The organism is Variovorax sp. J22G73, assembly GCF_030317035.1.
Classification (GTDB): Bacteria; Pseudomonadota; Gammaproteobacteria; order Burkholderiales; family Burkholderiaceae_C; genus Variovorax.
In genome coordinates, this window is sequence record NZ_JASZYK010000007.1 from 246543 (window position 1) to 271794 (window position 25252).

The 25252-nt window shown below is 67.8% G+C and carries 27 protein-coding genes; 15 read left to right on the forward strand and 12 right to left on the reverse strand.

Annotated features, from left to right (window positions below; all coding sequences use genetic code 11):
- Nucleotides 1–11: 11 nt before the first annotated feature.
- From QTI51_RS24735 to QTI51_RS24745, 3 genes are read right to left on the reverse strand one after another with little or no spacing between them, the layout of a single operon-like run.
- Nucleotides 12–977, reverse strand: coding sequence for a threonine/serine dehydratase (locus tag QTI51_RS24735; protein ID WP_116910930.1), 966 nt, complete (start codon nucleotides 975–977; stop codon nucleotides 12–14).
- A complete protein-coding gene (gene ispH, locus QTI51_RS24740; protein ID WP_116910929.1) occupies nucleotides 974–1939 on the reverse strand; it encodes a 4-hydroxy-3-methylbut-2-enyl diphosphate reductase in 966 nt (321 codons plus the stop codon). The genes QTI51_RS24735 and ispH overlap by 4 nt, the downstream gene beginning before the upstream one ends.
- Complete coding sequence (locus QTI51_RS24745; RefSeq protein ID WP_116910928.1) at nucleotides 1936–2379, reverse strand: FKBP-type peptidyl-prolyl cis-trans isomerase; 444 nt, start codon at nucleotides 2377–2379, stop codon at nucleotides 1936–1938. The genes ispH and QTI51_RS24745 overlap by 4 nt, the downstream gene beginning before the upstream one ends.
- A gap of 108 nt (nucleotides 2380–2487) precedes the next feature.
- On the opposite strand from QTI51_RS24745, the gene radC reads away from it, so the two are divergent.
- Together radC and QTI51_RS24755 are read left to right on the forward strand one after the other, a co-directional pair.
- Nucleotides 2488–3165 carry a RadC family protein gene (radC, locus tag QTI51_RS24750; protein WP_116910927.1) on the forward strand — a complete coding sequence of 226 codons (678 nt, stop codon included), beginning with the start codon at nucleotides 2488–2490 and terminating at the stop codon, nucleotides 3163–3165.
- On the forward strand, nucleotides 3165–3821 hold the full coding sequence (locus tag QTI51_RS24755; RefSeq protein ID WP_116910926.1) for a Smr/MutS family protein: 657 nt from the start codon (nucleotides 3165–3167) through the stop codon (nucleotides 3819–3821). The genes radC and QTI51_RS24755 overlap by 1 nt, the downstream gene beginning before the upstream one ends.
- 151 nt (nucleotides 3822–3972) lie before the next feature.
- On the opposite strand, the gene QTI51_RS24760 is transcribed toward QTI51_RS24755, so the two are convergent.
- The 4 genes from QTI51_RS24760 to fabV all read right to left on the reverse strand — a co-directional run bounded on the left by QTI51_RS24760 (nucleotide 3973) and on the right by fabV (nucleotide 9149).
- Nucleotides 3973–6042, reverse strand: coding sequence for a bifunctional 2',3'-cyclic-nucleotide 2'-phosphodiesterase/3'-nucleotidase (locus QTI51_RS24760; protein ID WP_116910925.1), 2070 nt, complete (start codon nucleotides 6040–6042; stop codon nucleotides 3973–3975).
- A gap of 201 nt (nucleotides 6043–6243) precedes the next feature.
- Nucleotides 6244–7467 (reverse strand): NAD(P)/FAD-dependent oxidoreductase, encoded by a 1224-nt coding sequence (locus QTI51_RS24765; RefSeq protein WP_116911117.1) that lies wholly within the window; start codon nucleotides 7465–7467, stop codon nucleotides 6244–6246.
- A gap of 38 nt (nucleotides 7468–7505) precedes the next feature.
- Nucleotides 7506–7925 (reverse strand): group II truncated hemoglobin, encoded by a 420-nt coding sequence (locus QTI51_RS24770; protein ID WP_116910924.1) that lies wholly within the window; start codon nucleotides 7923–7925, stop codon nucleotides 7506–7508.
- Nucleotides 7926–7952: 27 nt separating this feature from the next.
- Nucleotides 7953–9149 carry an enoyl-ACP reductase FabV gene (gene fabV, locus QTI51_RS24775; RefSeq protein ID WP_286516311.1) on the reverse strand — a complete coding sequence of 399 codons (1197 nt, stop codon included), beginning with the start codon at nucleotides 9147–9149 and terminating at the stop codon, nucleotides 7953–7955.
- A gap of 275 nt (nucleotides 9150–9424) precedes the next feature.
- On the opposite strand from fabV, the gene QTI51_RS24780 reads away from it, so the two are divergent.
- From QTI51_RS24780 to QTI51_RS24800, 5 genes are all read left to right on the forward strand, one after another.
- Entirely contained in the window at nucleotides 9425–10252 is an 828-nt protein-coding gene (locus QTI51_RS24780) for an ABC transporter substrate-binding protein (RefSeq protein WP_286516310.1), read from the forward strand.
- Nucleotides 10253–10516: 264 nt separating this feature from the next.
- Nucleotides 10517–11212, forward strand: coding sequence for an amino acid ABC transporter permease (locus QTI51_RS24785; RefSeq protein WP_116910921.1), 696 nt, complete (start codon nucleotides 10517–10519; stop codon nucleotides 11210–11212).
- 13 nt (nucleotides 11213–11225) lie between these two features.
- Entirely contained in the window at nucleotides 11226–11936 is a 711-nt protein-coding gene (locus QTI51_RS24790; RefSeq protein WP_286516309.1) for an amino acid ABC transporter permease, read from the forward strand.
- Nucleotides 11933–12685: an amino acid ABC transporter ATP-binding protein gene (locus QTI51_RS24795; protein ID WP_116910919.1), complete on the forward strand. Its 753-nt coding sequence runs from the start codon at nucleotides 11933–11935 to the stop codon at nucleotides 12683–12685. Before QTI51_RS24790 ends, QTI51_RS24795 begins: the two co-directional genes overlap by 4 nt.
- Complete coding sequence (locus tag QTI51_RS24800) at nucleotides 12682–13692, forward strand: isopenicillin N synthase family dioxygenase (RefSeq protein ID WP_116910918.1); 1011 nt, start codon at nucleotides 12682–12684, stop codon at nucleotides 13690–13692. The genes QTI51_RS24795 and QTI51_RS24800 overlap by 4 nt, the downstream gene beginning before the upstream one ends.
- On the opposite strand, the gene QTI51_RS24805 is transcribed toward QTI51_RS24800, so the two are convergent.
- From QTI51_RS24805 to QTI51_RS24815, 3 genes are all read right to left on the reverse strand, one after another.
- A complete protein-coding gene (locus QTI51_RS24805) occupies nucleotides 13635–13964 on the reverse strand; it encodes a hypothetical protein (RefSeq protein ID WP_116910917.1) in 330 nt (109 codons plus the stop codon). The genes QTI51_RS24800 and QTI51_RS24805 overlap by 58 nt on opposite strands.
- Nucleotides 13961–14644 carry an HAD family hydrolase gene (locus QTI51_RS24810; protein WP_116910916.1) on the reverse strand — a complete coding sequence of 228 codons (684 nt, stop codon included), beginning with the start codon at nucleotides 14642–14644 and terminating at the stop codon, nucleotides 13961–13963. The genes QTI51_RS24805 and QTI51_RS24810 overlap by 4 nt, the downstream gene beginning before the upstream one ends.
- Nucleotides 14645–14727: 83 nt before the next feature.
- Nucleotides 14728–16065: an MFS transporter gene (locus QTI51_RS24815; RefSeq protein ID WP_116910915.1), complete on the reverse strand. Its 1338-nt coding sequence runs from the start codon at nucleotides 16063–16065 to the stop codon at nucleotides 14728–14730.
- 180 nt (nucleotides 16066–16245) lie between these two features.
- Here QTI51_RS24815 and cyoA point away from each other — a divergent pair, with 180 nt between their 5' ends.
- The 8 genes from cyoA (at nucleotide 16246) to trhA (ending at nucleotide 23956) form a co-directional block, all read left to right on the forward strand.
- Nucleotides 16246–17271: a ubiquinol oxidase subunit II gene (cyoA, locus tag QTI51_RS24820; protein ID WP_116910914.1), complete on the forward strand. Its 1026-nt coding sequence runs from the start codon at nucleotides 16246–16248 to the stop codon at nucleotides 17269–17271.
- A gap of 2 nt (nucleotides 17272–17273) precedes the next feature.
- Nucleotides 17274–19277, forward strand: coding sequence for a cytochrome o ubiquinol oxidase subunit I (cyoB, locus tag QTI51_RS24825; RefSeq protein WP_116910913.1), 2004 nt, complete (start codon nucleotides 17274–17276; stop codon nucleotides 19275–19277).
- Nucleotides 19270–19935 (forward strand): cytochrome o ubiquinol oxidase subunit III, encoded by a 666-nt coding sequence (gene cyoC / locus QTI51_RS24830; protein WP_116911116.1) that lies wholly within the window; start codon nucleotides 19270–19272, stop codon nucleotides 19933–19935. The genes cyoB and cyoC overlap by 8 nt, the downstream gene beginning before the upstream one ends.
- On the forward strand, nucleotides 19932–20342 hold the full coding sequence (gene cyoD, locus QTI51_RS24835) for a cytochrome o ubiquinol oxidase subunit IV (protein WP_207786741.1): 411 nt from the start codon (nucleotides 19932–19934) through the stop codon (nucleotides 20340–20342). The genes cyoC and cyoD overlap by 4 nt, the downstream gene beginning before the upstream one ends.
- On the forward strand, nucleotides 20342–21166 hold the full coding sequence (locus QTI51_RS24840) for an SURF1 family protein (RefSeq protein WP_116910912.1): 825 nt from the start codon (nucleotides 20342–20344) through the stop codon (nucleotides 21164–21166). The genes cyoD and QTI51_RS24840 overlap by 1 nt, the downstream gene beginning before the upstream one ends.
- A 53-nt stretch (nucleotides 21167–21219) precedes the next feature.
- Nucleotides 21220–22641: an ATP-binding protein gene (locus QTI51_RS24845; RefSeq protein ID WP_116911114.1), complete on the forward strand. Its 1422-nt coding sequence runs from the start codon at nucleotides 21220–21222 to the stop codon at nucleotides 22639–22641.
- Entirely contained in the window at nucleotides 22622–23167 is a 546-nt protein-coding gene (locus QTI51_RS24850) for a response regulator transcription factor (protein ID WP_116910911.1), read from the forward strand. The genes QTI51_RS24845 and QTI51_RS24850 overlap by 20 nt, the downstream gene beginning before the upstream one ends.
- A gap of 102 nt (nucleotides 23168–23269) precedes the next feature.
- Complete coding sequence (trhA, locus tag QTI51_RS24855) at nucleotides 23270–23956, forward strand: PAQR family membrane homeostasis protein TrhA (protein ID WP_116910910.1); 687 nt, start codon at nucleotides 23270–23272, stop codon at nucleotides 23954–23956.
- Nucleotides 23957–24020: 64 nt separating this feature from the next.
- On the opposite strand, the gene QTI51_RS24860 is transcribed toward trhA, so the two are convergent.
- Nucleotides 24021–24245, reverse strand: coding sequence for a SlyX family protein (locus tag QTI51_RS24860; RefSeq protein ID WP_116910909.1), 225 nt, complete (start codon nucleotides 24243–24245; stop codon nucleotides 24021–24023).
- A 76-nt stretch (nucleotides 24246–24321) separates the two neighbouring features.
- A complete protein-coding gene (locus QTI51_RS24865) occupies nucleotides 24322–25218 on the reverse strand; it encodes an SDR family NAD(P)-dependent oxidoreductase (protein ID WP_116910908.1) in 897 nt (298 codons plus the stop codon).
- Nucleotides 25219–25252 lie beyond the last annotated feature (34 nt).

Genomic DNA, 25252 nt, shown 5'->3' on the forward strand with positions numbered 1-25252 from the left:
TCGCGGGCCGGTCAGGCGACGGTGGCGGGGTCGACGTTGGCGCCGCAGACGATCAGGCACACCTTCTCGCCCTCGCGCGGCACGTAGGCGCCGGTCTGCAGCGCGGCCAGCGGCAATGCGGCGGCGGGCTCCACGGCGAGCTTGAGCTCCTTCCACAGCCACTGCTGCGCGGCGCGGATGGCCTCGTCGGACAGCAGCAGCGCGTGTTCGACCTGCTGCTGCGTGATCTCCCAGGCGATGTTGCCGATGCGGCGCGCGCCCAGCGAATCGGCGGCAATGCCGCTCACGTCCACGTCGACCGGCTCACCCGCTTCGCGGGCGCGGTACAGCGTGGGCGCCTTCTCGGGCTCGAGCGCCACCACGCGGGCGCGCTTCTCGAACCAGCCGGCCAGGCCGCCGATGAGCCCGCCGCCGCCCACGCTCACCAGCACCGCGTCGGGCAGGCCGCCCTGCGCTTCGATCTCGCGGCCCAACGTGCCGGCGCCGGCCACCACTTCGGGCTGGTCGTAGGCATGCGTGAGCAAGGCGCCCGATTCCTTCTGGCGCGTGAGGCAGGCGGCCAGCGCGTCGGGGTACAGCTGGCCGACCACGACCACCTCGGCGCCCAGCGCACGCAGGCGCGCGCGCTTGGCTTCGGGCGATACGCCGGGCAGGAACACCTGGCAGGGCACGCCCAGCGCCTGCGCCGCGGCGGCGGTGGCAATGCCGGCGTTACCGCCCGAGGCCACGACCACGCCGCTGGCGGGAATGTCGTTGGCCAGCAGCCGGTTCATCATGCCGCGCGCCTTGAAGCTGCCGCTGACCTGCATGTGCTCCAGCTTGAGCCATACCTCGGCACCGGGCGCCTTCACGCCGAAAGCGGCGGCCGGCAGCTTCCACAGCGGCGTCTGGCGCAGGAAGTGGGTGGCGCGCTCGTCGATGCGGGTGGCGGCGCTCTCGATGTCGGCGCGCCAGTCGTTCGTGTTCTTGTCGTTCAAGAGATGTGTCCGGGAGGGGGAATGTCGTCGAGCTTGAGGCCCTTGGGGAGCGGGAACTTGATGGTTTCCTCGATGCCGTCCATCTTGCGCACCGACACCGCGCCCAGCGCGCGCACGCGGTCGATCACTTCGCGCACCAGCACCTCGGGCGCCGAGGCGCCGGCCGTGAGGCCGATGCGCGTCTTGCCCTCGAACCACTCGGGCTTGAGCTCTTCGGCCGAATCGACCATGTAGCTCTCGGTGCCCAGGCGCTGCGCCAGTTCGCGCAGCCGGTTGCTGTTGGAGCTGGTGGGGCTGCCGACCACGATCACCAGGTCGACCTGGGGGCTCATGATCTTCACCGCGTCCTGGCGGTTCTGGGTGGCGTAGCAGATGTCCTGCTGCTTGGGCTCGCGCACGGCCGGAAAGCGCGCACGCACGGCGGCGGCGATCTCGGCGGCGTCGTCCACGCTCAGCGTGGTCTGGGTGACCACCGCGAGCTTGTCGGTCTGCCCCGGCGAGACCCTGGCCACATCGGCCACGTCTTCGACCAGGTGGATGCCGCTGGAGAGCTGGCCCATCGTGCCCTCGACCTCGGGGTGCCCCTTGTGGCCGATCATGATGAACTCGTAGCCCTCCTTCGCGAGCTTGGCCACCTCGACGTGCACCTTGGTCACCAGCGGGCAGGTGGCGTCGAAGATGGCGAAGCCGCGGTCGCGCGCCTCCTGCTCCACCGCCTTGCTCACGCCGTGCGCGCTGAACACCAGCGTGGCGCCGGGCGGCACGTCGGAGAGTTCCTCGATGAAGATCGCGCCCTTGGCCTTGAGCTCGTTCACCACGTAGGTGTTGTGCACGATTTCGTGGCGCACGTAGATGGGGGCGCCGAACTTGGCCAGCGCGCGCTCCACGATCTCGATGGCGCGGTCGACGCCCGCGCAGAAGCCGCGCGGCTCGGCCAGGAGGACTTCCGAGATGCCGGTCATAGCACGCCGATCAGCTTCACTTCGAAGGTGACGGGCTGGCCTGCCAGCGGGTGGTTGAAGTCGAAGCGCACCGCGGTGTCGCTGGACTCGACCACCGCGCCGGCGTAGCTGCCGGTGCCGTCGGGCGTGGGGAACTGCACGACGTCGCCCACGGCGTATTTCTCGTCGGGGTCGCCCATTTTCGCGAGCAGCTTGCGGGCTACCCATTGCTGCATGTCGGCGTTGCGCTCGCCGAAAGCCTCGCCGGCGGGCAGCTCGAAGGTGGCGTGGGTGCCCTCTTCCAGGCCCATCAGGCGCTGCTCCATGGCCGGAGAAAGCTCGCCAGTGCCCAGCGACAGGGTCGCGGGCTTGTCGGCAAAGGTGTTGATGATGTCGCCCGCAGGACCGGCCAGCCGGTAGTGCAGGGTCAGGAAGGAGCCAGAAGTCACAACTTGGGACATGAGGGCATCAGAGGTGGGCAAAGACAAGGTGGGTGTCCCGATAAACTGGCCTTCATTTTACGGAGCGGGGCTTCCACCCGGTTCCGCCAAGGTTTCACCCAGGGTTTCATGGCATTCAAGGATCTCCCTCTCGACGCCCGCCCGCGCGAAAAGCTCATTGCGCGAGGCGCCTCCGCGCTGGCGGACGCCGAGCTGCTGGCCCTGCTGCTGCGCACCGGCGTGGCGGGCAAGAACGTGCTGCAGCTGGCGCAGCAGCTGCTCGAGCGCTTCGGCGGCCTGGCGGGCCTGCTGCAAACCGGCGCCGACGACCTGAAGACCGTCAAGGGCATGGGCGGCAGCACCAAGCGCTCCGAGCTGATGGCGGTGCTCGAGCTGGCCCGCCGCGCCATGGGCCAGACGCTGAAGGAGCGCGCGGTGTTCGATTCGCCCAACGCCGTCAAGCAGTACCTGCAGCTGCACATCGGCTCGCGCCCCTACGAGGTGTTCGCGGTGCTGTTCCTCGACGTGCAGCACCGCCTGGTGGCGCTGGAGGAAATGTTCCGCGGCACGCTCACGCAGACCAGCGTGTACCCGCGCGAAGTGGTCACTCGCGCCATCCACCACCAGGCCTCGGCCGTGGTGCTGTCGCACAACCACCCGAGCGGCAGCATCGAGCCCTCGCGCGCCGACCATTCGCTCACGCAAACGCTGCGCGCCGCGCTGGCCCTGGTGGACGTGCGGGTGCTCGACCACGTCATCGTGAGCCCCGGGCGCAGTTTCTCGATGGCCGAAGAAGGGCTGCTCTGATGGCTTCGCGTCCCCCCTCCCTGAAGAACCTGGCCGACCTGAAGCAGGTGCAGCGCGTGATCGCCGAAACCCGCGCGCGCGAGGCGGCTGAAGCGGCGGCCAAGGCCGCGGCCGAACGCCGGCGCGCCGCCGAAAAGGACCTGTTCACCCGCGCCATCGGTGCGACCGAGCCGCTGCGCCGCAAGGCCTCGGTGCCGCTCGCGCCCGAGCCGCCCGCGCCCATTCCGGTGCAGCACCAGCTCGACGAGCAGCGCGTGCTGCGCGAATCGCTCTCCGACGAGTTCGACGTGACCACGCTGCTCGACGTGGACGACGCCATGAGCTTTCGCCGCCCCGGCATCGGCACCGACGTGACGGCGCGGCTGCGCAAGGGCGAATGGTCGATCCAGGCGCAGGTCGACCTGCACGGCCTGCGCAGCGACGAGGCGCGCGAGGCGCTGGGCGGCTTCATTCGCACGGCCCACAAGCAGGGGCTGCGCTGCGTGCGCGTGGTGCACGGCAAGGGGCTGGGCTCGCCGGGCAAGCAGCCGGTGCTGAAGACCAAGACGCAGCGCTGGCTGATCCAGAAGAACGAGGTGATCGCCTTCGTGCAAGCAAAGCCGGCGGAAGGCGGGGCCGGGGCGCTGGTGGTGTTGCTGGCGCCGGTGCGGCGCTGAGGCGTTTTCCCCGCTTCTTCTCCTGCCCCCTCTCCCCTTGGGGAGAGGGTTGGGGTGAGGGAGCAGCACTTGCGTCCAGGCCGCGCCTTGTCGAAGGCACCTGCCCTAACCCTGGCCCTCTCCCCGAGGGGAGAGGGAAAAAGACAACCGCCTACTTGCTCAAATCGAGCTTGTAGACCGAGCGCCCCTTCCCGCTCCCGTCATCCGCCATCAGCAGCGACACATTGCCCAACCCCGCATCGGTCGCGGCGCTCAACTGCCCCTGCCCCGACGTGAACACCACGTTCCCCGCCGTCGTCACCTGCGTGAAGCGCCAGCTGCGGGCCGCGCCGTTGGCCGCGCGCGTGATGGTCTTGTGCGTCTTCACGTAGTCGATCAGCACGTCGCGGTTGGCATCGGGCGACGCATAGATCGTCGCGCGGCCGTCCAGCGCCGGAATGAAGCTCGCGCCGCTGGTCGCGCGGTAGTTGTTCGTCGCGATGACGAACTCCTTCGCCGGGTCGATGGGCGCGCCCAGGTACGTCAGGTTCCTGATGCGGCTGCCCACCTCCTGCGTCACGTCGATCTCGTACTGCACGTCGGGCGTGGTGAACATGTCGAAGTTGTAGCCGGGGAAGGTGCTGATGAGCTGCTGGTCGGCCGTGGCCGTCGTGCTGATCTTGTTGAAGCGCTTGGCCGCGGCCTCCAGCCAGGCCTTGACTTCAGCGCCCGTCACCTTCACCGCGTACACGGTGTTCGGGTACAGGTAGAGGTCTGCCGCGTTGAAGATCGCCAGGTTGCCCACGGCCACGTCGGTGTAGTCGCGCCCGCCCTCGTAGCCCGACTTGAACGGCGCGCTCACCGACAGCACCGGCAAGCTCGCGTACTGCGGCAGGTTGGCCTGCAGGTAGGCCTTCACGTAGTCGGCCTGCGCCTGGTTCACGATCTGGATCGCGCCCGGGTCGCCCACGTCCGCGAAATAGGTGTTCATGCGGAAGTCGGTGCTGCCGATGGGCGTCTTCACGTAGTTGATGGCGGCCTGGTGCTGCGTTTCGACCAGCGGCGCAACGGCCGGGTCGGCGTCCACGTAGATCGCCTTGCCCGCGCCGTCCTTGCCGGTCTGCGTGGAGCGCAGCTGGACGTCGGTCTTCGTCTTGTCCACGTTCCAGGCCTTGCCGTCGTACACCAGGTCGAGCCGGATGAGGCCCAGCGCCTTGCCCCACGAACTGGCCATGACGGCGGGCACGCCGTTGACGGTGCCCGCCGTGTTGTCCACGCCGGCCTGCTTGTAGCCCGGGTTGGTGCCGCGGTCGGGGAACACGCCGTGCTGGTGGCCCATCATGAGCGCGTCGATGCCCGGCACCTTCGACAGGTACAGGCCGGGGCTTTCCATGGTCGGCGAGTACGGCGATGCGTCGAGGCCGCCGTGCTGCAGCGCGACCACGATGTCGGCGCCCTGCGCGCGCAGCTCGGGAATGTATTTGGTGGCCGACTCGACCGCGCCTTCGGTGCGCACCTTGCCTTCGAGAAAGCGCTTGTCCCAGTTCAGGATGCCGGGCGTGGTGAAGCCGATGACGCCGACCTTCACCGGCACCGTCACGGCCTTGCCGTCGGGGCCGGTGGCCGTGAACTGCTTGGTGACGATGGTGTACGGCGCGAGCAGCGGCTTGCCGCTCTTCACGCTCTGCACGTTCGCCAGCACCATCGGAAAGGCGGGGCCGGCGCACTTCTTGGTGCCATCGACGCCGTCGACATCGAGCCCGCCGCCGAGCACCTGGTTGAGAAAGTCCAGCCCGTAGTTGAACTCGTGGTTGCCCAGCGTGCCGGCGTCGTAGCCGGTGGCGTTCATGGCCTTGTAGACCGACAGCGGCTGCGTGCACGGAATGCGGCTGACCAGCGCCTCGTAGTCGGCCAGCGCTGTGCCCTGGATGGTGTCGCCGTTGTCGAACAGCATGGTGTTCGCGAATTCCTTGCGCGCCGCGTTGATGAGCGTGGCGGTGCGCTCGTAGCCGTACGACTTGTCTTCGGCGAGCTTGAAGTAGTCGTAGCTGCGCACGTTGAAGTGCAGGTCGGTGGTTTCCAGCAAAGCCACCGTGGCGCGCGTGCCTGCCGCCACCGGCGCGGGCGCTGGCGCGGGCGGCGTGGTGGGCGGAGGGGCCGGTGGCAGCACCACGTTGCCGCCGTCGCTGCCGCCACCGCAGGCGGTGAGCACGGCGGCAAGCACGGCGGCACAGGTGGTCATGGGCACGAGGCGCGAGTGTGGTGAACGTGGCGAGGCCGGGGATGCCGGGCGCGCCAGGGAACGGGTCGCATGGGCCGAAAGGGCCGCAGTAGCTGCATTGTTCATCGAGAGATCTCCCTGCAAATTCGAGGAAGGCCAGTCTCTGAAAGCGCAGTGACAGGTTGGTGAACCCTGCCTGACGCGCGCCCGCGTGCGGCAGCTTTACGACAGGTGATTCTTTAGTGGTATTGACACGTCCGCCACCGCCGCCGCGTCGGGGCTGCGGCCCGCTTCGAGCAGCTTGCGGCTCATCATGTGGTCGACCGGCGCGTTCACCGACTCCACGCACACGAGCTGGCCGTCGACATAGTGGAACAGCGAGAACGCCTCGGGCTTGGGCCCCGGGCGGCGCAAGCTGGCGAGGCCCGGCGTGCCTTCGGCCGGCATCAGGCCCGCCATCTGCAGGCGCATGCTGCCCTGGTCGGACCAGAACCATGCCACCGCGTCGTGGTCGCGTGCCGCGCCGGTCAGCGTGGCCACGGCCGTGCGTGCCTGGTCGTTGGCGTTCTGCACCGATTCCAGCCGCAGCGCGCGGGCCGCGCGGCGGTCCGGAAAGCGCGTGCAGTCGCCCACCGCGAGCACGCCGGCCGCGCTGGTCTGCATCTGCGCGTCGACCACGATGCCGTCGGCGCACTCGATGCCGGCCGCCTGCGCCAGCGCGGTCTCGGGCACGGCGCCCACGCTCAGCAGCAGCAGGTCGACCGGCTGCTTCACGCCGTTGACCTGCACCGACAACAGCCGGTCGCCCTCGACCTCGAACGCGCCGGTCTGCGCGCCGAGCACGATGTCGATGCCCGCCGCGCGGTGCGTGGCGAGCACGTGCGCCGACAGCTCTGGCGACACGGCACGGCCCAGCAGGCGCGGCGCGCTTTCGATGACCTGCACCGCCTTCCCCAGCGCCTTGGCGGTGGCCGCCACTTCGAGCCCGATGAAGCCGCCGCCGAGCACGGTGACGCGCTCGGCCGCGGCGAGGCGCTCGCGCAGGCGGTGCGCCTCCTCGACGGCGCGCAGGCTCGCGACGTTCTCCAGGCCCGGCCTCAGCTCGGGCATCTGCCGGGCACGCGTGCCGGTGGCCAGCACCAGGCGCTCCCACGGGAGTACCGCGCCTGAGCGCAGCGTGACGGTGTGCGCGTCGCGGTCGATGGACACGGCCGCGTCGCCGAGGTGCAGCGTGATGCCCGCCTCGCGGTACCAGTCGGCGGCCTTGTGCGGCTGCGTGGGCTCGTCGGCGCTCTTGAGAAATGCCTTGGACAGCGGCGGCCGGTGGTAGGGCTCGCAGGCCTCTTCGCAGACCAGGTGCACGCGCGCGCCCTGCCCCGCTTCCGCAAGGCCGGCACAGAGCTGGGCCGCGGCGTGGCCGCCGCCGATGATGACGATGGAATTCATGATGAGAGAAGCGTCTTTCGAAATCGTTGTGAGGTCGTTCATTCGCCGCGATTGCGCATCCAGTCGGCGGTCTTGAAGAAGGAGTCGCGCAGCCGTTCGCGCAGGTCTTCGGGCACGCCCGTCTCGCCCATGGCCTGGTCCATGCAGGCCAGCCACTGGTCGCGCTCCTTGATGCCGATGGAGTGGCCGCCGATGCTCTGCGGCAAATGGCGCGCGCGCAGCATCGGGTGGCCGAAGCGCTCGGTGTAGTGCTGCGGGCCGCCGAGCCAGCCGCACAGGAACCAGAACAGGCGCTGGCGCGCGTTGTCGAGGCTGGTGCCGTGCACGGCGCGCAGCTGCGCGTAGTCGGACTCGAGGTCCATCAAATCGTAGAAGCGCTCCACCAGCGCTTCCACCTTGGGTTCGCCGCCGATCCACTCGAAGGGCGTGCCGGCGGGCGGCTTGTCTTGAATCTGCATGGGCGGGAGTATCTCTCCGGCGCTTCTTCAGACCTGGACGAGGCCTGGAATGGCCACGTCGGGGTTCACGTCCGCCGCGTAGTCCACACCTTCCACGGCGAAGCCGAAGAGCCGCAGAAACTCGATCTTGTAGCTCGCGAAATCGGTCAACTCGTACAGGTTGTCGCTGGTCACCTGCGGCCAGAGTTCCTGCACGCGCGTCTGCACCTGCGGCGCCAGTTCCTTGTAGTCCGCGCGCAGGCGGCCTTCGGCGTCCAGGTGCGGCGCGCCGCCGTAGAGGCTTTCCGCATACAGGCCGTGCACCTGCTCGATGCAGCCTTCGTGCGTGCCCTGCTCCTTCATCACCTTGAATAGCAGCGACAGGTACAGCGGCATCATCGGAATGGCCGAGCTGGCCTGCGTGACCACGGCCTTCAGCACCGACACCCGCGCATCGCCGCCGGTGGCGGCCAGCTGCTCGCGAATGCCCAGCACTTTCTGGTCGAGGTCTTTCTTGGCCGCGCCGATGGAGCCGTTCCAGTAGATGTCGTGCGTGATCTGCTCGCCCAGGTAAGTGAAGGCCGTGGTCTTCGCGCCCGGGGCCAGCACGCCGGCCTGCTGCAGCGCGTCGATCCACATCTGCCAGTCTTCGCCGCCCATGACGGCCACGGTGTTGTCGATTTCTTCCTGCGTGGCGGCGTCGAGCACCGTCTCCTTCACGGTCTCGTTGTCGGTGTCGAGGCCGCGCAGGTTCACCGACTTGCCGACGGGCTTGAGCACCGAGTTGAAGACCTGGCCGGTCTTCGGGTGCGTGCGCCGCGGCGCGGCCAGGCTGTAGACCACGAGGTCGACCTGGCCGAGGTCGGCGCGGATGGTGTCGATGGTCTGCTGCTTCACCGCGTCGGAGAAACCGTCGCCGTTGATGCTCTTCGCATAGCGGCCTTCGGCGGCCGCGGCGTGGTGGAAGGCGGCGGTGTTGTACCAGCCGGGCGAGCCGGGCCGGGTCTCGCTGCCGGCGCGCTCGAAGAACACGCCCAGCGTGTCGGCGCCGCAGCCGAAGGCCGAGGTGATGCGCGCGGCCAGGCCGTAGCCGGTCGACGCGCCGATCACCAGCACCTTCTTCGGACCGCCGGCGATGGGCGGCTGCGCCTTCACGTAGGCGATCTGCTGCGCGACGTTGGCCTCGCAGCCGGTGGGATGGGTGGTGACGCAGATGAAGCCGCGCACGCGGGGTTTGATGATCATGGAAAGCTCGCTAGTCAATGTTCGGTGAGGCGCGTTCGGTGAGGCGCCGCGAGGCGCGGCACAGGGGCTGCAAGAGCGCAGCCGGCGTGCGTTGGGCGCCGCGAATTTAACCCAGCCCGCCCGCCGCGCCTTCAGCAGCCACACAGGCGAAATGCCGCGGCGCCACCCGCCTCGCGCTCATAGCCACGCACACATGTCGATATATGAATTGACCATTTAATGATCTGCGGTTTTATTGATATGGTCTCGCCCTGCCATCCCTCAAGGAGAAGAACATGCGCTTGAACCTGATTGCCGCGGCCCTGGCCGCTTCCACCCTGCTGTTCGGCACGCTCGCGCACGCCGACCAGCTGGCCGACATCAAGAAGAAGGGCGAACTGGTCGTCGGCGTGCTCGGCACCGACGAGCCCGCGACCTTCGTCGACCCGAAGACGCGCCAGATCGTCGGCTACGAAGTCGACCTGGTGAACGCCATCGCGAAGAAGATCGGCGTGAAGCCGGTGCTCAAGCAGATCGCGGTGGCCGCGCGCATTCCCGAGCTGCAGCAGGGCCACGTGGACCTGGTGGCCGCCGGCCTCACGCACAACAAGGAGCGCGAGGCGCAGATCGACTTCTCGCTCACCACCTTCGTGACCGGCCAGAAGGCTATCGTGAAGAAGGACAGCGGCATCGGCGAGGTGTCGCAGCTCGCGGGCAAGAAGGTGCTGACCATCCGCGGCGGCACGCAGGAGCCGAACATCCGCAAGGCGGTGCCCAACGTCGAGGTCGTGACCTTCGACACCAGCCAGCAGGCCTTCCAGGCGCTGCAGCAGGGCAAGGGCGTGGGCTACGTGGACGACGAGGCCGCGCTGCTGCGCAGCTACGCCAAGCTGGGCCCGCAGAAGGCGCAGTACGTGGTGCTCAAGCAGAACCTGAGCACCGAGGCGCTGGCCATCGGCATCAAGAAAGGCGAGAGCGGCCTGAAGGCGGTGGTGGACGACACGCTGCGCGAGCTCGAGAAGTCGGGCGAGGCGCAGAAGATCTTCGTGAAGTGGTACGGCCCGACGACGGCCTCGGGCTTCGAGACGCGCGACTTCAAGCTCGACAGCGACAAGATCGACTGAGCGGGTTCCAGCCTTGCTCCTTCCCCTTCCGGGGGAAGGCCGGGATGGGGGCAAGCGGCGTTCGATTGAGCGCCGCGCTTAGGCAAGCGCCGACGTGCCCCCACCCCAACCCTCCCCCAGCGGGGGAGGGAGAAAAACCAAGCCGCCGCCTCGCTCCTTCCCCCTCTGGGGGAAGGCCGGGATGGGGGCAAGCGGCCTTCGCATGAGCGCCGCACTCCAACAAGCGCCGCCGCCCCCTTGCGGGCAGTGATACTGTCGCCCCCCATGCCCCTGTTCGACTATTCCTTGCTGCTCACCGGCAAGTACCACGACATGCTGGTCGCGGGCCTGCTGCTGTCGCTGCAGCTGCTCGTGGCCGCGCTGGTGCTGGCCCTGCCGCTGGCGCTGGTGGTGGCCATGCTGCGGCTGTCGCCCTTCGCGCCGCTGCGCTGGCTCGGCTTTGCGTACGTGGAGTCGATCCGCAACATTCCGCTGCTCGCGCACATGCTGTTCTGGTACTTCGGCGCGCCCGAGCTGCTGCCCGAGGGCATCAAGCAGTGGCTCTACGCGGGCCACATCGAGGCCTACAGCGCCATCATCGCGCTGGCGCTCTACACCGCCGCGTTCATGGCCGAAGACATACGCAGCGGCATCCGCGCGATTCCCACGGTGCAGTTCGAGGCCGGCCGCGCGATGGGCTTCAGCTACCTCGCGACCATGCGCCGCGTGGTGCTGCCGCAGGCGCTGCGGGTGACGGTGCCGCCGCTCATCTCGCAGACGCTGAGCCTGTGGAAGAACACCTCCATCGCCACCGTCATCGGCGTGGCCGAGCTGATGTACCAGGCCGGGCAAGTGGAGAGCGCGACGTTTCGCAGCTTCGAGTCCTTCGCGTTCGCGAGCGCGGCCTACCTGACGGTGTCGCTGGCCATCACGGGGCTGGCGACCTGGTACCACCACCGCTTCCCCGTGCGAACGGTCTGAGGGCGGCCACACCATGCTTCAGATCATCAACGACTACTGGGTCTACTTCTTCATCGGGCAGTACCCCAACGGCCCGCTCGGCGGGCTGGTGCTCACGCTGCTGCTGGCCTCCTGCGGGCTGGTGCTGGCGCTGCCGCTAGGCATCGCGCTGGGCCTGGCGCGCACGAGCCCGTGGCGCTGGCTGCGCTGGCCGGTCACGGGCTTCGTGTTCGTGGTGCGCGGCCTGCCGCTCCTGATGGTGATCTTCTGGGCCTACTTCTTCCTGCCCAGCGTCACCGGCGTGAAGACCGACCAGTTCACCACCATGCTGATCGCGCTGGTCATCTTCGATGCGGCCTACCTCGCGGAAATCGTGCGCGCCGGCATCCAGGGCCTGCCGCGCGGGCAGATGGAAACGGCCCGCGCGCTGGGCCTGGGCTACGGCCGCGCGATGCGCCTTGTGGTGCTGCCGCAGGCGCTGCGCAGCATGCTGCCCTCGCTGGTGAACCAGTTCGTCTCGACCATCAAGGAGACCTCGCTGGGCTACATCATCGGGCTGGCCGAGGTGTCGTTCATTGCCACGCAGATCAACACGCAGGTGTTCACCAAGCCGGCGCAGATCTACCTGATCCTGGGTGGCACGTATTTCATTCTGTGCTTCGGCCTGTCGCGCTTCGCCTACTGGCTCGAACGCCGGCTCGCGCGCCGCGGCATTTCCACCGCCACCGCCAAGGTGACCGCATGATCGAACTCGACAAAGTCAACAAGTGGTACGGCAGCTACCACGCCCTGGTCGACGTGACCGAGACCATCCACAAGGGCGAGGTCGTCGTGGTGTGCGGGCCCTCGGGCTCGGGCAAGTCGACGCTCATCCGCACCTTCAACCGGCTGGAGCCCATCCAGTCGGGCCGCATCGTGGTCGACGGGCAGGACATCCACGCGCCGGGGCTGGACGTGAACGCCTTTCGCTCGCGCATCGGCTTCGTCTTCCAGCAGTTCAACCTGTTCCCGCACCTCACGGTGCTGCAGAACTGCACGATGGCGCCCATGCAGTTGCGCGGCCTCTCGCGCAAGGAGGCCGACGAGCGCGCGATGGCGCTGCTGCAGCGCGTGGGGCTGTCGCACAAGGCAGACGCGTGGCCCAGCGAGCTCTCCGGCGGCCAGCAGCAGCGCGTGGCGATCGCGCGCGCGCTCGCGATGGAGCCACCGCTGATGCTGTTCGACGAGCCCACCAGCGCGCTCGACCCCGAGATGGTCGGCGAGGTGCTGCTGGTGATGCGCGACCTCACGCGCGACGGCATGACCATGGTGTGCGTCACCCACGAGATGGGCTTCGCGCGCGAGGTGGCCGACCGCGTGCTGTTCATGGACGAAGGCAAGGTGCTGGAGCGCGCCACGCCCGACGACTTCTTCAACCGCCCGCAGCATCCGCGGGCGAAGCAGTTCCTGTCCGACATCCGATCGCCCTTCTCGCGAGACCCAAGAGACGCATGACCGCTTCATCCCTCCCCCTCATCGACGTGGCGCCGCTCGTGGCGGGCACGGCCGGGCGCGACGCCGTCGCGGCGCAGATCGGCGCCGCCTGCCGCGCGCACGGCTTCTTCTACGTGACGGGCCACGGCGTCGATGCGGCGCTGGTGCAGCGGCTCGAGGTGCTGAGCCACCGCTTCTTCGCGCTGCCCGGAGACACCAAGATGCAGTGGCGCATGGCGCTGGGCGGGCGCGCGTGGCGCGGCTACTTTCCGCTCGGCGGCGAGCTGACCTCGGGCCGGCCCGACTGGAAGGAAGGCCTCTACCTGGGCACCGAGCTGCCCGCCACGCACCCGCTGGTGCTGGCAAAGACGCCGGTGCACGGGCCGAACCTGTTTCCCGATGCGCCCGGGCTGGCGGAGTTTCGCGACACCATCCTCGCGTACATGGCGGCGGTGACGCAGCTGGGCCACCGGCTGATGGAGGGCATTGCGCTGAGCCTGGAGCTGCAAGCGAACTACTTCGCCGAACGCTACACGGCCGATCCGCTCATTCTTTTCCGCCTGTTCAACTACCCCTCGCAGCCCGTGCCAGAGGGGCTGGACGTGCAGTGGGGCGTGGGCGAGCACACCGACTACGGGCTGCTGACGGTGCTGCACCAGGACCACATCGGCGGGCTGGCGGTGCACACGCCCAGCGGCTGGATCGACGCGCCGCCCGTTGCCGGCTCCTTCGTCTGCAACATCGGCGACATGCTCGACCGCATGACCGGCGGGCTGTACAAGTCGACGCCGCACCGCGTGAAGCGCAACACCTCGGGCCACGACCGGCTGTCTTTTCCGCTGTTCTTCGACCCGAACTTCGAGGCGCGCGTGCAGCGCATCGAGGGGCTGGCGGGCGCTGCGGCGCGCGACGACAGCGCCGAGCGCTGGGACCGCGCCAACGTGCACGCCTTCAGCGGCCGTTACGGCGACTACCTGCTGGCGAAGGTGTCGAAGGTGTTTCCACAGTTGCGCGACGAAGTGCTCTGAACGACGGGCGTTGACACCGGCTCTTCCAGGAAGACGTCTTCCCAGCGTTCGACCTCGGCATCGGGATCGGAGATGGGAATGAGCTTGTCGCTGCGGCAATAGAAGGTCCAGCCTTCGAACAGCACGTCGTAGTAGGTGCCGGGCAGGTAGCGCTCGCTGGGTGCCTCGTAGGGCGCCGACACCACCTCGACGATCCGCCCCACCGCACGCTCCGTGAAAGGCGACGCCTGGCAGCTGTCGACCACATGGCAGAGCGTGCCGATCTTGATCACGGCAGCCTCGCGGTCTCCGCGGGAAACCACAGCGGCAGGTGCGGCACGGCGTGGTGCAGCGACTCGAGCACATGGAACGCCCGCTCGACAATGGCCGCGGGCGGGTGCTTGAGGTCGGGCACCACGACGACGCGCATGCCGGCGGCCAGCGCGGCCTTGGCGCCGTTCTCGCTGTCTTCGAAAGCGATGCAGTCCGCCGGAGCCACCTCCAGCCGCTGCGCGGCGAGCAGGTAGAGCGCCGGGTCGGGCTTGGCCCGTGCCACCTCGTCGCCGCCCGCGAAAGCCGAGAAATGGTGCAGCAGGTCGAGGCTCCCAAGGCAAGCCTGGATCTGCCCGCGGGTGGACGACGAGGCCACCGCGCACCGGATGCCCCGGGCGCGCAAGGCGTCCAGGAACTCGGCCGCGCCGGCCTTGATGGGAAACAGCGGCTCGCCGTCCGAGCGCTCCAGCTGCAGGCGCTGGCGGACCTGGTCGATGGCGTGCAGGTACGCCTCGTCGCCGCCCAGCAGCGCCGCCAGGACGGCCTGCGATTCGGAAGTGGACAGCCCCACGACCTGCATGTACTGGCTGTGCGAAAGCTCGATGTCGAGCGTGCGGGCGGCGTCGATCCAGGCGGCCATGATGGGGCGCTCCGAGTCGATCAGCAGCCCGTCCATGTCGAAGATGGCGGCGGCGAACATGCGGGCATCCTAATGAAAAAGGGGCCTAAAAGAAAAAGGGGCCTGAAGGCCCCTTTGGATTGAAACAGAACGACAGCGGCGGCTCAGTCGCGTGCCAGCGCCCGGTTCAAACCCAGCGCGGCCAGCGTGGCGACCGCGCCCGACAGCAGGTAGACGCTCACGTAGGCCAGGCCGAAGTGGGCCGACAGGCCCAGGGCCACCAGCGGGGCGAAGGCCGCGCCGACCAGCCAGGCCACGTCGGCCGTCAGGGCGGCGCCGACGTAGCGGTACTTGGGCGCGAAATTGGAAGTCACGGCGCCGGACGCCTGGCCGTACGACAGGCCCAGGATCACGAAGCCCACCAGGATGAAGATGTCCTGCCCGACACGGCCGCCGTCGAGCAGCGTGGGGGCGAAGCCGCTGAAGGCGGCAATCACCGCGGCCAGGCCGCCCAGCGTGAAACGGCGGCCGATGCGGTCGGCCAGCAGGCCCGAGGCCACGATGCCGGCGGCGCCGAGCACAGCGCCGATCATCTGCACGACCAGGAATTCGGTGACCGACTGGTCGGAGTACAGCGTGATCCACGACAGCGGGAACACGGTGATCAGGTGGAACAGCGCGTAGCTGGCCAGCGCGGCGAAGGCGCCGATCAGGATGTTGCCGCCCTGCGAGCCGACCAGTTCGGTGACGCTGGTGGGCTCCAGTTCACGCTCTTCGAGCAGGCGCGAGTAGTCGTCGGTGGCCACCAGGCGCAGCCGGGCGAACAGCGCGACCACGTTGATGGCGAAGGCCACGTAGAAGCTGTAGCGCCAGCCCCAATCGAGGAAGTCTTCGCTGGGGAGGCTGGAGTACAGGTAGGCGAACAGCGCGCTGGCAATGAAGAAGCCGATGGGCGCGCCCAGCTGGCCGAGCATGGCGTACCAGCCGCGGCGGTTGGCCGGTGCGTTTAGCGCCAGCAGCGAGGGCAGGCCGTCCCACGAGCCGCCCAGCGCCAGGCCCTGGCCGAAGCGGAACAGCGACAGCAGCACGATGGCCGTGAAGCCGATGCTCGAATAGCCGGGCAAAAACGCGATGCCGGCCGTGGAGGTGCCCAGCACGAACAGCGCCAGCGTGAGCTTGGCCTCGCGCCCGAAACGTCGCTGGATGGCCATCGAGATGACAGTTCCGAACGGACGCGCGATGAAGGCGAAGGAGAAGATCAGGAACGAATACAGCACACCCTCGAGGTGCTGCTCGAACGGGAAGAACACGGCCGGGAACACCAGCACCGAGGCAATGCCGTAGACGAAGAAGTCGAAGTATTCGGAGGCACGGCCGATGATCACGCCGACAGCGATTTCACCCGGGGCGATGTGCGAGTGGTCGTCGATCTGCCGGGCGTCGCGTTCGGGCGAGCTCGGCAGCGGATGGGCGCCTTGCGGAGTGATGCTGGACGTCGTCATTGCTTGCTGTAATTCGAATGCCACGCCGGGACGCGACACAAAAAGATCATGGAGAGCCTATAGCGTCGCACTGAAACACGTTTACCGCCATAGGACAAAACGTCCAATAGGCAAAACCCGTCTCACGGCGTAGATTGTGGGGTCATTTTGCGCCGACCTCGCACCTCTTTTCCCCACGGCATGCACATCCTAAAGAACCTTCGCCGATCACTCCTGCTGCTTCCAGTCGTCCTCCTGGCCGGCTGCAACACGGTGTTGATGAACCCCTCCGGCGACATCGCCCATCAGCAGGGACGACTCATCGTCGTCTCCACCGTGCTGATGCTGATCATCATCATCCCGGTGGTCGCCCTGACCATCCTGTTCGCGTGGCGCTACCGCCAGTCGAACAAGGAGGCGGTCTACAGCCCCGACTGGGACCACTCCACGCAGCTCGAGCTGGCGATCTGGGCGGCGCCGCTGCTCATCATCATCGCGCTCGGCGCGATCACCTGGATCAGCACCCACACGCTGGACCCGTACCAGCCGCTGCGCCGCATCGACGCCCAGCGCGCCATTCCCGCGGACACCAAGCCGCTGGTGGTCGAAGTGGTGGCGCTCGACTGGAAGTGGCTCTTCATCTACCCCGAGCAGGGCATTGCCACGGTGAACGAGCTGGCGGCCCCGGTGGACCGCCCGATCGAGTTCAAGATCACGGCCTCCTCGGTGATGAACTCCTTCTTCATTCCCGCGCTGGCCGGCCAGATCTACGCCATGCCGGGCATGCAGACCAAGCTGAACGCGGTGATCAACAAGCCGGGTGAGTTCGACGGCTTCTCCGCCAACTACAGCGGCGCGGGCTTCTCGGGCATGCGCTTCAAGTTCCACGGCCTGAGCCACGGCGACTTCGACCAGTGGGTCGAGAAGGTCAAGAGCAACAAGGAAGGCGGCCTCGACCGCGCCCTGTACCAGAAGCTGGAAGCGCCCAGCGAGCGCGAGCCGGTGCGCCACTACGCCACCGTGGCACCCGACCTGTACGAAGCCATCCTGAACCGCTGCGTCGACAGCAGCAAGATGTGCATGAAGCAGATGATGGCCATCGACGCCGACGGCGGACTGGGCAAGCCCGGCGCCTTCAACGTGGCCACCATGCAAGCCTGGCAGCCCGACAACATCAATTCGCCCAAGCGCAAGTACGTCACGGCGATGTGCACCACCGAAGAATAACGATGCTCGAACACCTCGACCTCACGAAGCTGGTCTTCGGTCGCCTCTCACTGGAGGCGATTCCCCTGCACGAGCCCATCCTGCTCGCGACATTTGCCGGCGTGGTGCTGGGCGGCATCGCCGTCCTGGCCGCGCTCACCTACTTCAAGCTGTGGGGCCCGCTGTGGCGTGACTGGATCACCAGCATCGACCACAAGAAGATCGGCATCATGTACATCATCCTGGGCCTGGTGATGCTGCTGCGCGGCTTTGCCGACGCACTGATGATGCGCGCCCAGCAGGCGATGGCCTTCGGCGACAACGCCGGCTTCCTGCCGCCGCACCACTACGACCAAGTCTTCACCGCCCACGGCGTGATCATGATCTTCTTCGTGGCGATGCCGCTGGTCACGGGCCTCATGAACTTCGTGGTGCCGCTGCAGATCGGCGCGCGCGACGTGGCCTTCCCGTTCCTGAACAACTTCAGCTTCTGGATGACCACCTTCGGCGCCGGCCTCGTGATGGCGTCGCTGTTCGTGGGCGAGTTCGCCAAGACCGGCTGGCTGGCGTACCCGCCGCTCTCGGGCATCATCTTCAGCCCCGACGTGGGGGTCGACTACTACATATGGTCGTTGCAGATAGCGGGGGTGGGCACGCTGCTCTCTGGCGTGAACCTGCTGGCAACCATCGTGAAGATGCGCGCACCCGGCATGACCATGATGAAGATGCCCGTCTTCACCTGGACCGCCCTGTGCACCAACGTGCTGATCGTTGCCGCCTTCCCGGTGCTGACCGCCGTGCTGGCCCTGCTGTCGCTGGACCGCTACGTCGGCACGAACTTCTTCACGAACGACATGGGCGGCAACGCCATGATGTACGTGAACCTGATCTGGATCTGGGGCCACCCCGAGGTGTACATCCTGATCCTGCCGGCCTTCGGCATCTTCTCGGAAGTGGTCTCCACCTTCTCCGGCAAGCGCCTGTTCGGCTACGCCTCGATGGTGTACGCCACGGTGGTGATCACCATCCTGTCGTACCTCGTGTGGCTGCACCACTTCTTCACCATGGGCTCCGGCGCCAGCGTGAACTCGTTCTTCGGCATCACGACGATGATCATCTCGATCCCCACGGGCGCGAAGATCTTCAACTGGCTGTTCACCATGTACCGCGGCCGCATCCGGTTCGAGCTGCCCATGATGTGGACCATCGGCTTCATGATCACCTTCGTGTTCGGCGGCATGACCGGCGTGCTGCTGGCCGTTCCCCCGGCCGACTTCGTGCTGCACAACAGCCTGTTCCTGATCGCCCACTTCCACAACGTGATCATCGGCGGCGTGCTGTTCGGAATGCTGGCGGGCATCACCTACTGGTTCCCGAAGGCCTTCGGCTACAAGCTGGACCCGTTCTGGGGCAAGTGCTCGTTCTGGTTCTGGATCGTCGGCTTCTGGACCGCCTTCATGCCGCTGTACGTGCTCGGCCTGATGGGCGTCACGCGCCGCATGAGCCACTTCCAGGACATGTCGCTGCAGATCTGGTTCCAGGTCGCCGCCTTCGGCGCCGTGCTGATCGCGCTGGGCATCGCCTCGTTCATCATCCAGCTGGTGGTGAGCTACATCCGCCGCGACTCGCTGCGCGACACCACGGGCGACCCGTGGGACGGCCGCACGCTCGAATGGTCGACCTCGTCGCCCCCGCCGGCCTACAACTTTGCGTTCACCCCGCGCATTCATGACAACGACGCCTGGTCGGACATGAAGGCCCGCGGCTACCAGCGTCCGCTGGAAGGCTTCAGCCCGATCCACATGCCCAAGAACACGGCCGCCGGCTTCATCATCGCGGCGCTGAGCGCGGTGATGGGCTTCGCGCTGATCTGGCAGATGTGGCTGCTGGCCGGCATCGGCTTCGTCGCCATGCTCGTGGCCATCATCGTCCACACCTTCAATTACAAGCGCGACTACCACATCCCCACGGATGAAGTCGTTCGTACCGAAGACGCGCGCACGCGCCTCCTGGCCGCCCATGTCTAACATCACCGCCCTCCCCTCCTCCGCCCACACGAACACCGTGGGCAACGCCTCGAGCGTGCCCACGTTCGAGCTGTTCAACGTCCGCAACGAAGACCACCATCCGGAGAACGGAACCCTGCTGGGGTTCTGGCTCTACCTGATGAGCGACTGCCTGATCTTCGCGTGCCTGTTCGCGGTGTACGGCGTGCTGGGCCGCAGCTACGCGGCCGGCCCTTCGGGCGCCGACCTGTTCGACCTGCCGCTGGTGGCCATCAACACCTCGCTGCTGCTGCTGTCGTCCATCACGTACGGCTTCGCGATGCTGCAGATGCAGCAGCGCCGCATGGGCGGCGTGCTGGTGTGGCTGGCCATCACCGGCCTGCTGGGCGCGGGCTTCATCGGCCTGGAGCTGTACGAGTTCGCGCACCTGATCCACGAAGGCGCCGGCCCGCAGCGCAGCGCCTTCCTGTCGTCGTTCTTCGCGCTGGTGGGCACCCACGGCCTGCACGTGACCTTCGGCATCGTCTGGCTCATCGTGCTGATGTTCCAGCTGCCCAAGCACGGCTTCACCGCCGCCAACCGCCGCCGCCTGATGTGCCTGTCGATGTTCTGGCACTTTCTGGACGTGGTCTGGATCGGCGTCTTCACCTTCGTGTACCTGATGGGATCGCTGCAATGAGCGCGCATATCGACAACGCCGGCCACGGCGCACATGGCCACGACAGCCACGGCGACCATGGGCATGACGACGGCCCCGTGAGCCACAGCACCTTCAAGGGCTACATGACCGGCTTCGTGCTGGCCGTGGTCCTGACCGCCATTCCGTTCTGGCTGGTGATGGCCAAGGTGTTCGACAAGCCGAACACCACCGCCCTCGTGATCCTCGCGTTCGCGGTGGTGCAGATCGTGGTGCACATGGTGTACTTCCTGCACATGGACGCCAAGTCCGAAGGCGGCTGGAACCTGCTGGCGCTCATCTTCACCATCGTGGTCGTGGTCATCACGCTGGCCGGCTCGCTGTGGGTCATGTATCACATGAACACCAACATGATGCCGTCCATGCACGACATGAAGAACATGCCCTGATGGCGGCGTCGGCAGTCCGCCAGCGTTCCTCTTCCTCGCGCACGGCGCGGGTGGTGCTGGCGGTCCTTGCCGCCGTTGCCTTCGCCGGGTTCTTCGCACTGGGAACCTGGCAGGTCGAGCGCCGCGCCTGGAAGCTCGACCTCATCGCCCGCGTCGACCAGCGCGTGCACGCCCCGGCCACCGCGGCCCCCGGGCAAGCCGAATGGCCCACCATCAGTGCGGCCGACGACGAGTACCGGCACCTTCGCGTCACCGGCACCTTCCTTCACGACAAAGAGACGCTGGTGCAGGCCAGCACCCGGCTCGGCGCCGGCTTCTGGGTGCTGACCCCGCTGAAGGCCGCCGACGGCACCGTGGTGCTGGTCAACCGGGGCTTCGTGCCGCCAGAAGCACGAGAACGCGCGGCGCGTACCGCTCCCGAGCCCCAGGGCGAGACCACCGTGGCCGGCCTGCTGCGCCTGAGCGAGCCCAAGGGCGGCTTCCTGCGCAAGAACGACCCGGCGGCCGACCGCTGGTTCTCGCGCGACGTGCAGGCCATTGCCGCGGCGCGCGGCCTGGGCAACGTGGCACCCTACTTCATCGACGCCGAGGCGGCACCTATACTGTCGGCACAGTCGGCACAGTCGGCACAGCCAACGCAGCCAGCTGCCACTGCCGACACCCCCGCCTGGCCCGCCGGCGGCCTGACGGTCATCGCCTTTCCCAACAGCCACGCCGTGTACGCCTTCACCTGGTACGGCCTGGCGCTGATGGTGCTGGGCGCGGCCTGGTTCGTCTGGCGCGACGAGAAGCGCCGAGCGCGACAGCCGGGCGCCACCGAGTGAGCGCTTCGGGTGCGGCGAAAATGCAGCTCATGCCGACGCCCACCCCACCCAAGATGTTCGCCACGACCGAAGCGGTCGCGGGCGAGCTGCACGCGCCCCGCGTCGGGTTCGCCAACCTGGACAACGCCACCGGCCACCAGAACATGCTGCAGCTGATCCAGCTGCGCTGGTTCGCCGTGGTCGGGCAGGTGGTCACGATCCTGCTGGTGCACTACGGTTTCGCCATCCGGCTGCCGCTGGACCACATGCTGCAGGTGCTGACCTGCCTGGCGCTGTTCAACATGGTCAGCCTGTGGCGCTCGCGCAGCCCGCGGCGCGTGACCAACGGCGAGCTGTTCCTGGCGCTGCTGATCGACGTGGCCACGCTCACCGCGCAGCTCTACCTGAGCGGCGGCGCGACCAACCCGTTCGTCTTCCTGTTCCTGCTGCAGGTGACGCTGGGCGCGGTGCTGCTCAAGCCCTGGTCGACCTGGACCATCGTGGTCATCACCAGCCTGTGCTTTGCGCTGCTGGCGCTGTTCTCGCGCCCGCTGGCGCTGCCGCTGGACCACCACCGCGGCCTGGCGAGCCCCTACGTGCAGGGCATGCTGGTGTGCTTCGCGCTGAACGCGGCGCTGCTGGTGATCTTCATCACCCGCATCAGCCGCAACCTGCGCGCGCGCGACGCGCGGCTGGCCGACCTGCGCCAGCGCGCCTCCGAAGAAGAACACATCGTGCGCATGGGCCTGCTGGCTTCGGGCGCCGCGCACGAGCTGGGCACGCCGCTGGCCACGCTGGCCGTGATCCTGGGCGACTGGCGCCGGCTGCCGCACTTCAACTCCGACCCCGAGCTGCTCACCGAGGTGGCCGAGATGGAGCTGCAGATCCAGCGCTGCAAGAGCATCGTGAGCGGCATCCTGCTGTCCGCCGGCGAGGCGCGCGGCGAGTCGTCCGAGGAAACCACCGTCAGCACCTTCCTGGACGACCTGGTGCAGGAGTGGCGCACCACCCGCCCCATCGAGGACTTCGAGTACGACAACCGCTTTGGCCGGGACCTGCCCATGGTTTCCGACTCGGCGCTCAAGCAGATGATCTGCAACGTCCTCGACAATGCGCTGGAGGCGTCGCCGCACTGGCTGCGTCTGGAAGCGGCGCACGACGCCGACACGCTGACGATCACGGTCACGGACGCGGGCCCCGGCTTCCTGCCGGCCATCCTGAAGGAGTTCGGCAAACCCTACCAGTCGAGCAAGGGCCGCCCCGGCGGCGGCCTGGGGCTGTTCCTGGTCGTCAACGTGGCGCGCACCGTGGGCGGGCGCGTGGCGGCGCTGAACCGGCCCGAGGGCGGTGCCATCGTGAAGATCACGCTGCCCCTGGCGGCGATCGTGCTCGAGGAAGAAGAAGTGGAGGACGAGGACGTCGCCTACATCGGCGACGACGCCCTCCCGCAGGACGGAACCATCGAATCGGAAGGCCATGACAGAAACCGAAGCTGAGCGCCAGTTGCTGATCGTCGAGGACGACGACGCCTTCGCGCGCGCGCTCGGCCGCTCCTTCGAGCGCCGCGGCTACGGCGTGAAACAGGCGAGCAACCTCGCGGAGGTGGAGGCGCTGCTGGCCGCCGGCTCGCCGGGCTATGCCGTGGTCGACCTGAAGCTCAACGGCGAGGCCTCGGGCCTGGCCTGCGTGCAGATGCTGCACCAGCACAACCCGAAGATGCTGATCGTGGTGCTCACGGGCTTCGCCAGCATCGCGACCGCGGTGGAGGCCATCAAGCTGGGCGCCTGCCACTACCTGGCCAAGCCGTCGAACACGGACGACATCGAGGCCGCCTTCGGCCGCGCGGCCGGCACCACCGAGGTGGAGCTGACCAACCGCTCGACCTCGATCAAGACGCTCGAATGGGAGCGCATTCACGAAACGCTGGCCGAGACCGGCTTCAACATCTCGGAGACCGCGCGCAGGCTCGGCATGCACCGGCGCACGCTGGCGCGCAAGCTGGGCAAGCAGCAGGTCAAGTAGAAGGTCGCTCAAACAGGTCTTCAACAGGTCGATCAAACCGGGCGCGCGGTGCGCTTCTTGCAAGCCCGCACGCCACATCCACCCCATTCGCAGGAGGTACCGATGACAACCCGTTCGCACACGCAAAGCCCGCCCCGCGCCGCCGTCCTGGCGGCACGCGACCAGACGGCGATGGAAGAGCTTTTCAACGCGCTCAGCCACGGCCTGGGCCTGGCGCTGGCCATCGCGGCCCTGCCCATCCTGGTCTACAGCGCGGCGCACCAGGGCCAGGCCGCGGGCGTGGTCGGCGCCTGCCTGTTCGCGGGCACGGCCATCGTGCTGTACCTGATTTCCACGCTGTACCACGCGCTGCCCATGGGCCGGGCCAAGGCCTGGTTCAACCGGCTGGACCATGCGGCCATCTACCTGTTCATCGCGGGCAGCTACATGCCCTTCCTGTTCGGCGTGCTGCGCGGGCCGCTGGGCTGGACCTTGTTCGGCGCCATCTGCGCGGCGGCGGTGCTGGGCGTGAGCGCCAAGCTGTTCAACCGGCTGCAGCACCCGCTGTGGTCGACCGGCCTGTACGTGGCCATGGGCTGGATGGCGCTGATGGCGGCTGTGCCGCTGTACGAGCGCATGTCGGCGGCGGGGCTGGGCTGGCTGGTGGCCGGCGGGCTGTTCTACACGGCGGGCGCCGTGGTGTTCCTGTTCGACAACAAGGTGCGCTTCGCGCATTCGGTGTGGCACCTGTTCGTGCTGGCTGGTAGCACCTGCCACTTCTTCGCGGTGCTCTGGCATTCGCACGGCTGATTCGTCGTCGCGGGTTCAGGGGCCAACACGCCGATGCCCTCAGACAAATTCTCCGTGCAGCCACTCAGTAATGAGGCGGCAACTCGTCGCGCGGACTGCCCCCCGCGCCGTCCTGCATCGCGTTCGCGCTCTGCTCGCGAAGCTGCGTGACATGCAGGATCAGCCGGTCGATCTGCTGCTGCTGGCGGTAGATCGTCATGTTCAGCTGGTCGAGCAGGTCTTCGGCGTAGCTCGACTTGATCTCGAGCTCGGTCACGCGTTCGGCAAGGGCGTCGGGTTGGTTTTCCATGGGCGCTATTGGACAGGAAGACCGACGCGTCTTTTGTGACGCCGTTTTTTGATGGCCTGCGGTTAGCGGCTAGTGGCTAGCGTCGCACCCTGGCCTCCAGCAGGTCGCCCATGCCGATGCGCCTGGCGAACGCGATGCGCACGCGCTCCGACACCTCGAACACCTCCGCCGCGCCGTCGCCCACGAAGTCGATCAGCGAGCGCATCGGCCGCGTGCCTGCGGGCAAGCCCACGATGCGAACGATGTCGTCGGCCACCGCCTGCGGGTCGGCGTTGGCGGGCGTGAGGGCCGACAGGCGTTCGCCGATCTGGTCCATCACGCCGTCGTAGCGGGCATAGGCGGATGCGGTTGCCGCGTCGGCCGGCTTGCCCGCGCTGGGGAAGTGGTCGGTGCCCTGGGTGAAGGCGCCGGGCACGACGATGGAGGTCTCGATGCCGAAACGCGCGATCTCGTAGGCCAGCGTCACGGCCAGCGAATCCATCGCCGCCTTGGCCGCGCCATAGGGCCCCATGAACGGCGGAAAGCCGCCCTTGGTGGTGGTGCTGCTGATCCACAGCATCAGCCCCGACTCCTGCCTGCGCAGGTACGGCAGCACCGCGCGGTTCACGCGCTGGGCGCCGAGCACGTTGGTGTCGAACACCTTCATGATGTCCTCGGGCGTGAAGGCCTCGGTGGGGCCGACCACGAGGTGGCCGGCGTTCTGCATCACCACGTCGAGGTGGCCCTGCTCGCGCACGATGGTCGCGGCGGCGGCATCGGCCGATGGCTGCGAGAGCACGTCGAGCTCCAGCGGGTGCAGCTGAATGTCCTGCGCCGCGGCCAGCGCGCGCAGCTCGGCGGCGCGGCCGGCGTTGCGGCCGGCGATGTCGCGCATCGACGCATAGACGATGTGGCCGGCCTGCGCCAGCGAGAGAGCCGTGAGCCTGCCGATGCCGGTGCCCGCGCCGGTGACCAGGACGATCTGTTTCTGCATGGTGTTTTCTCCGAAGCGTTTGCTCTTGAACCTC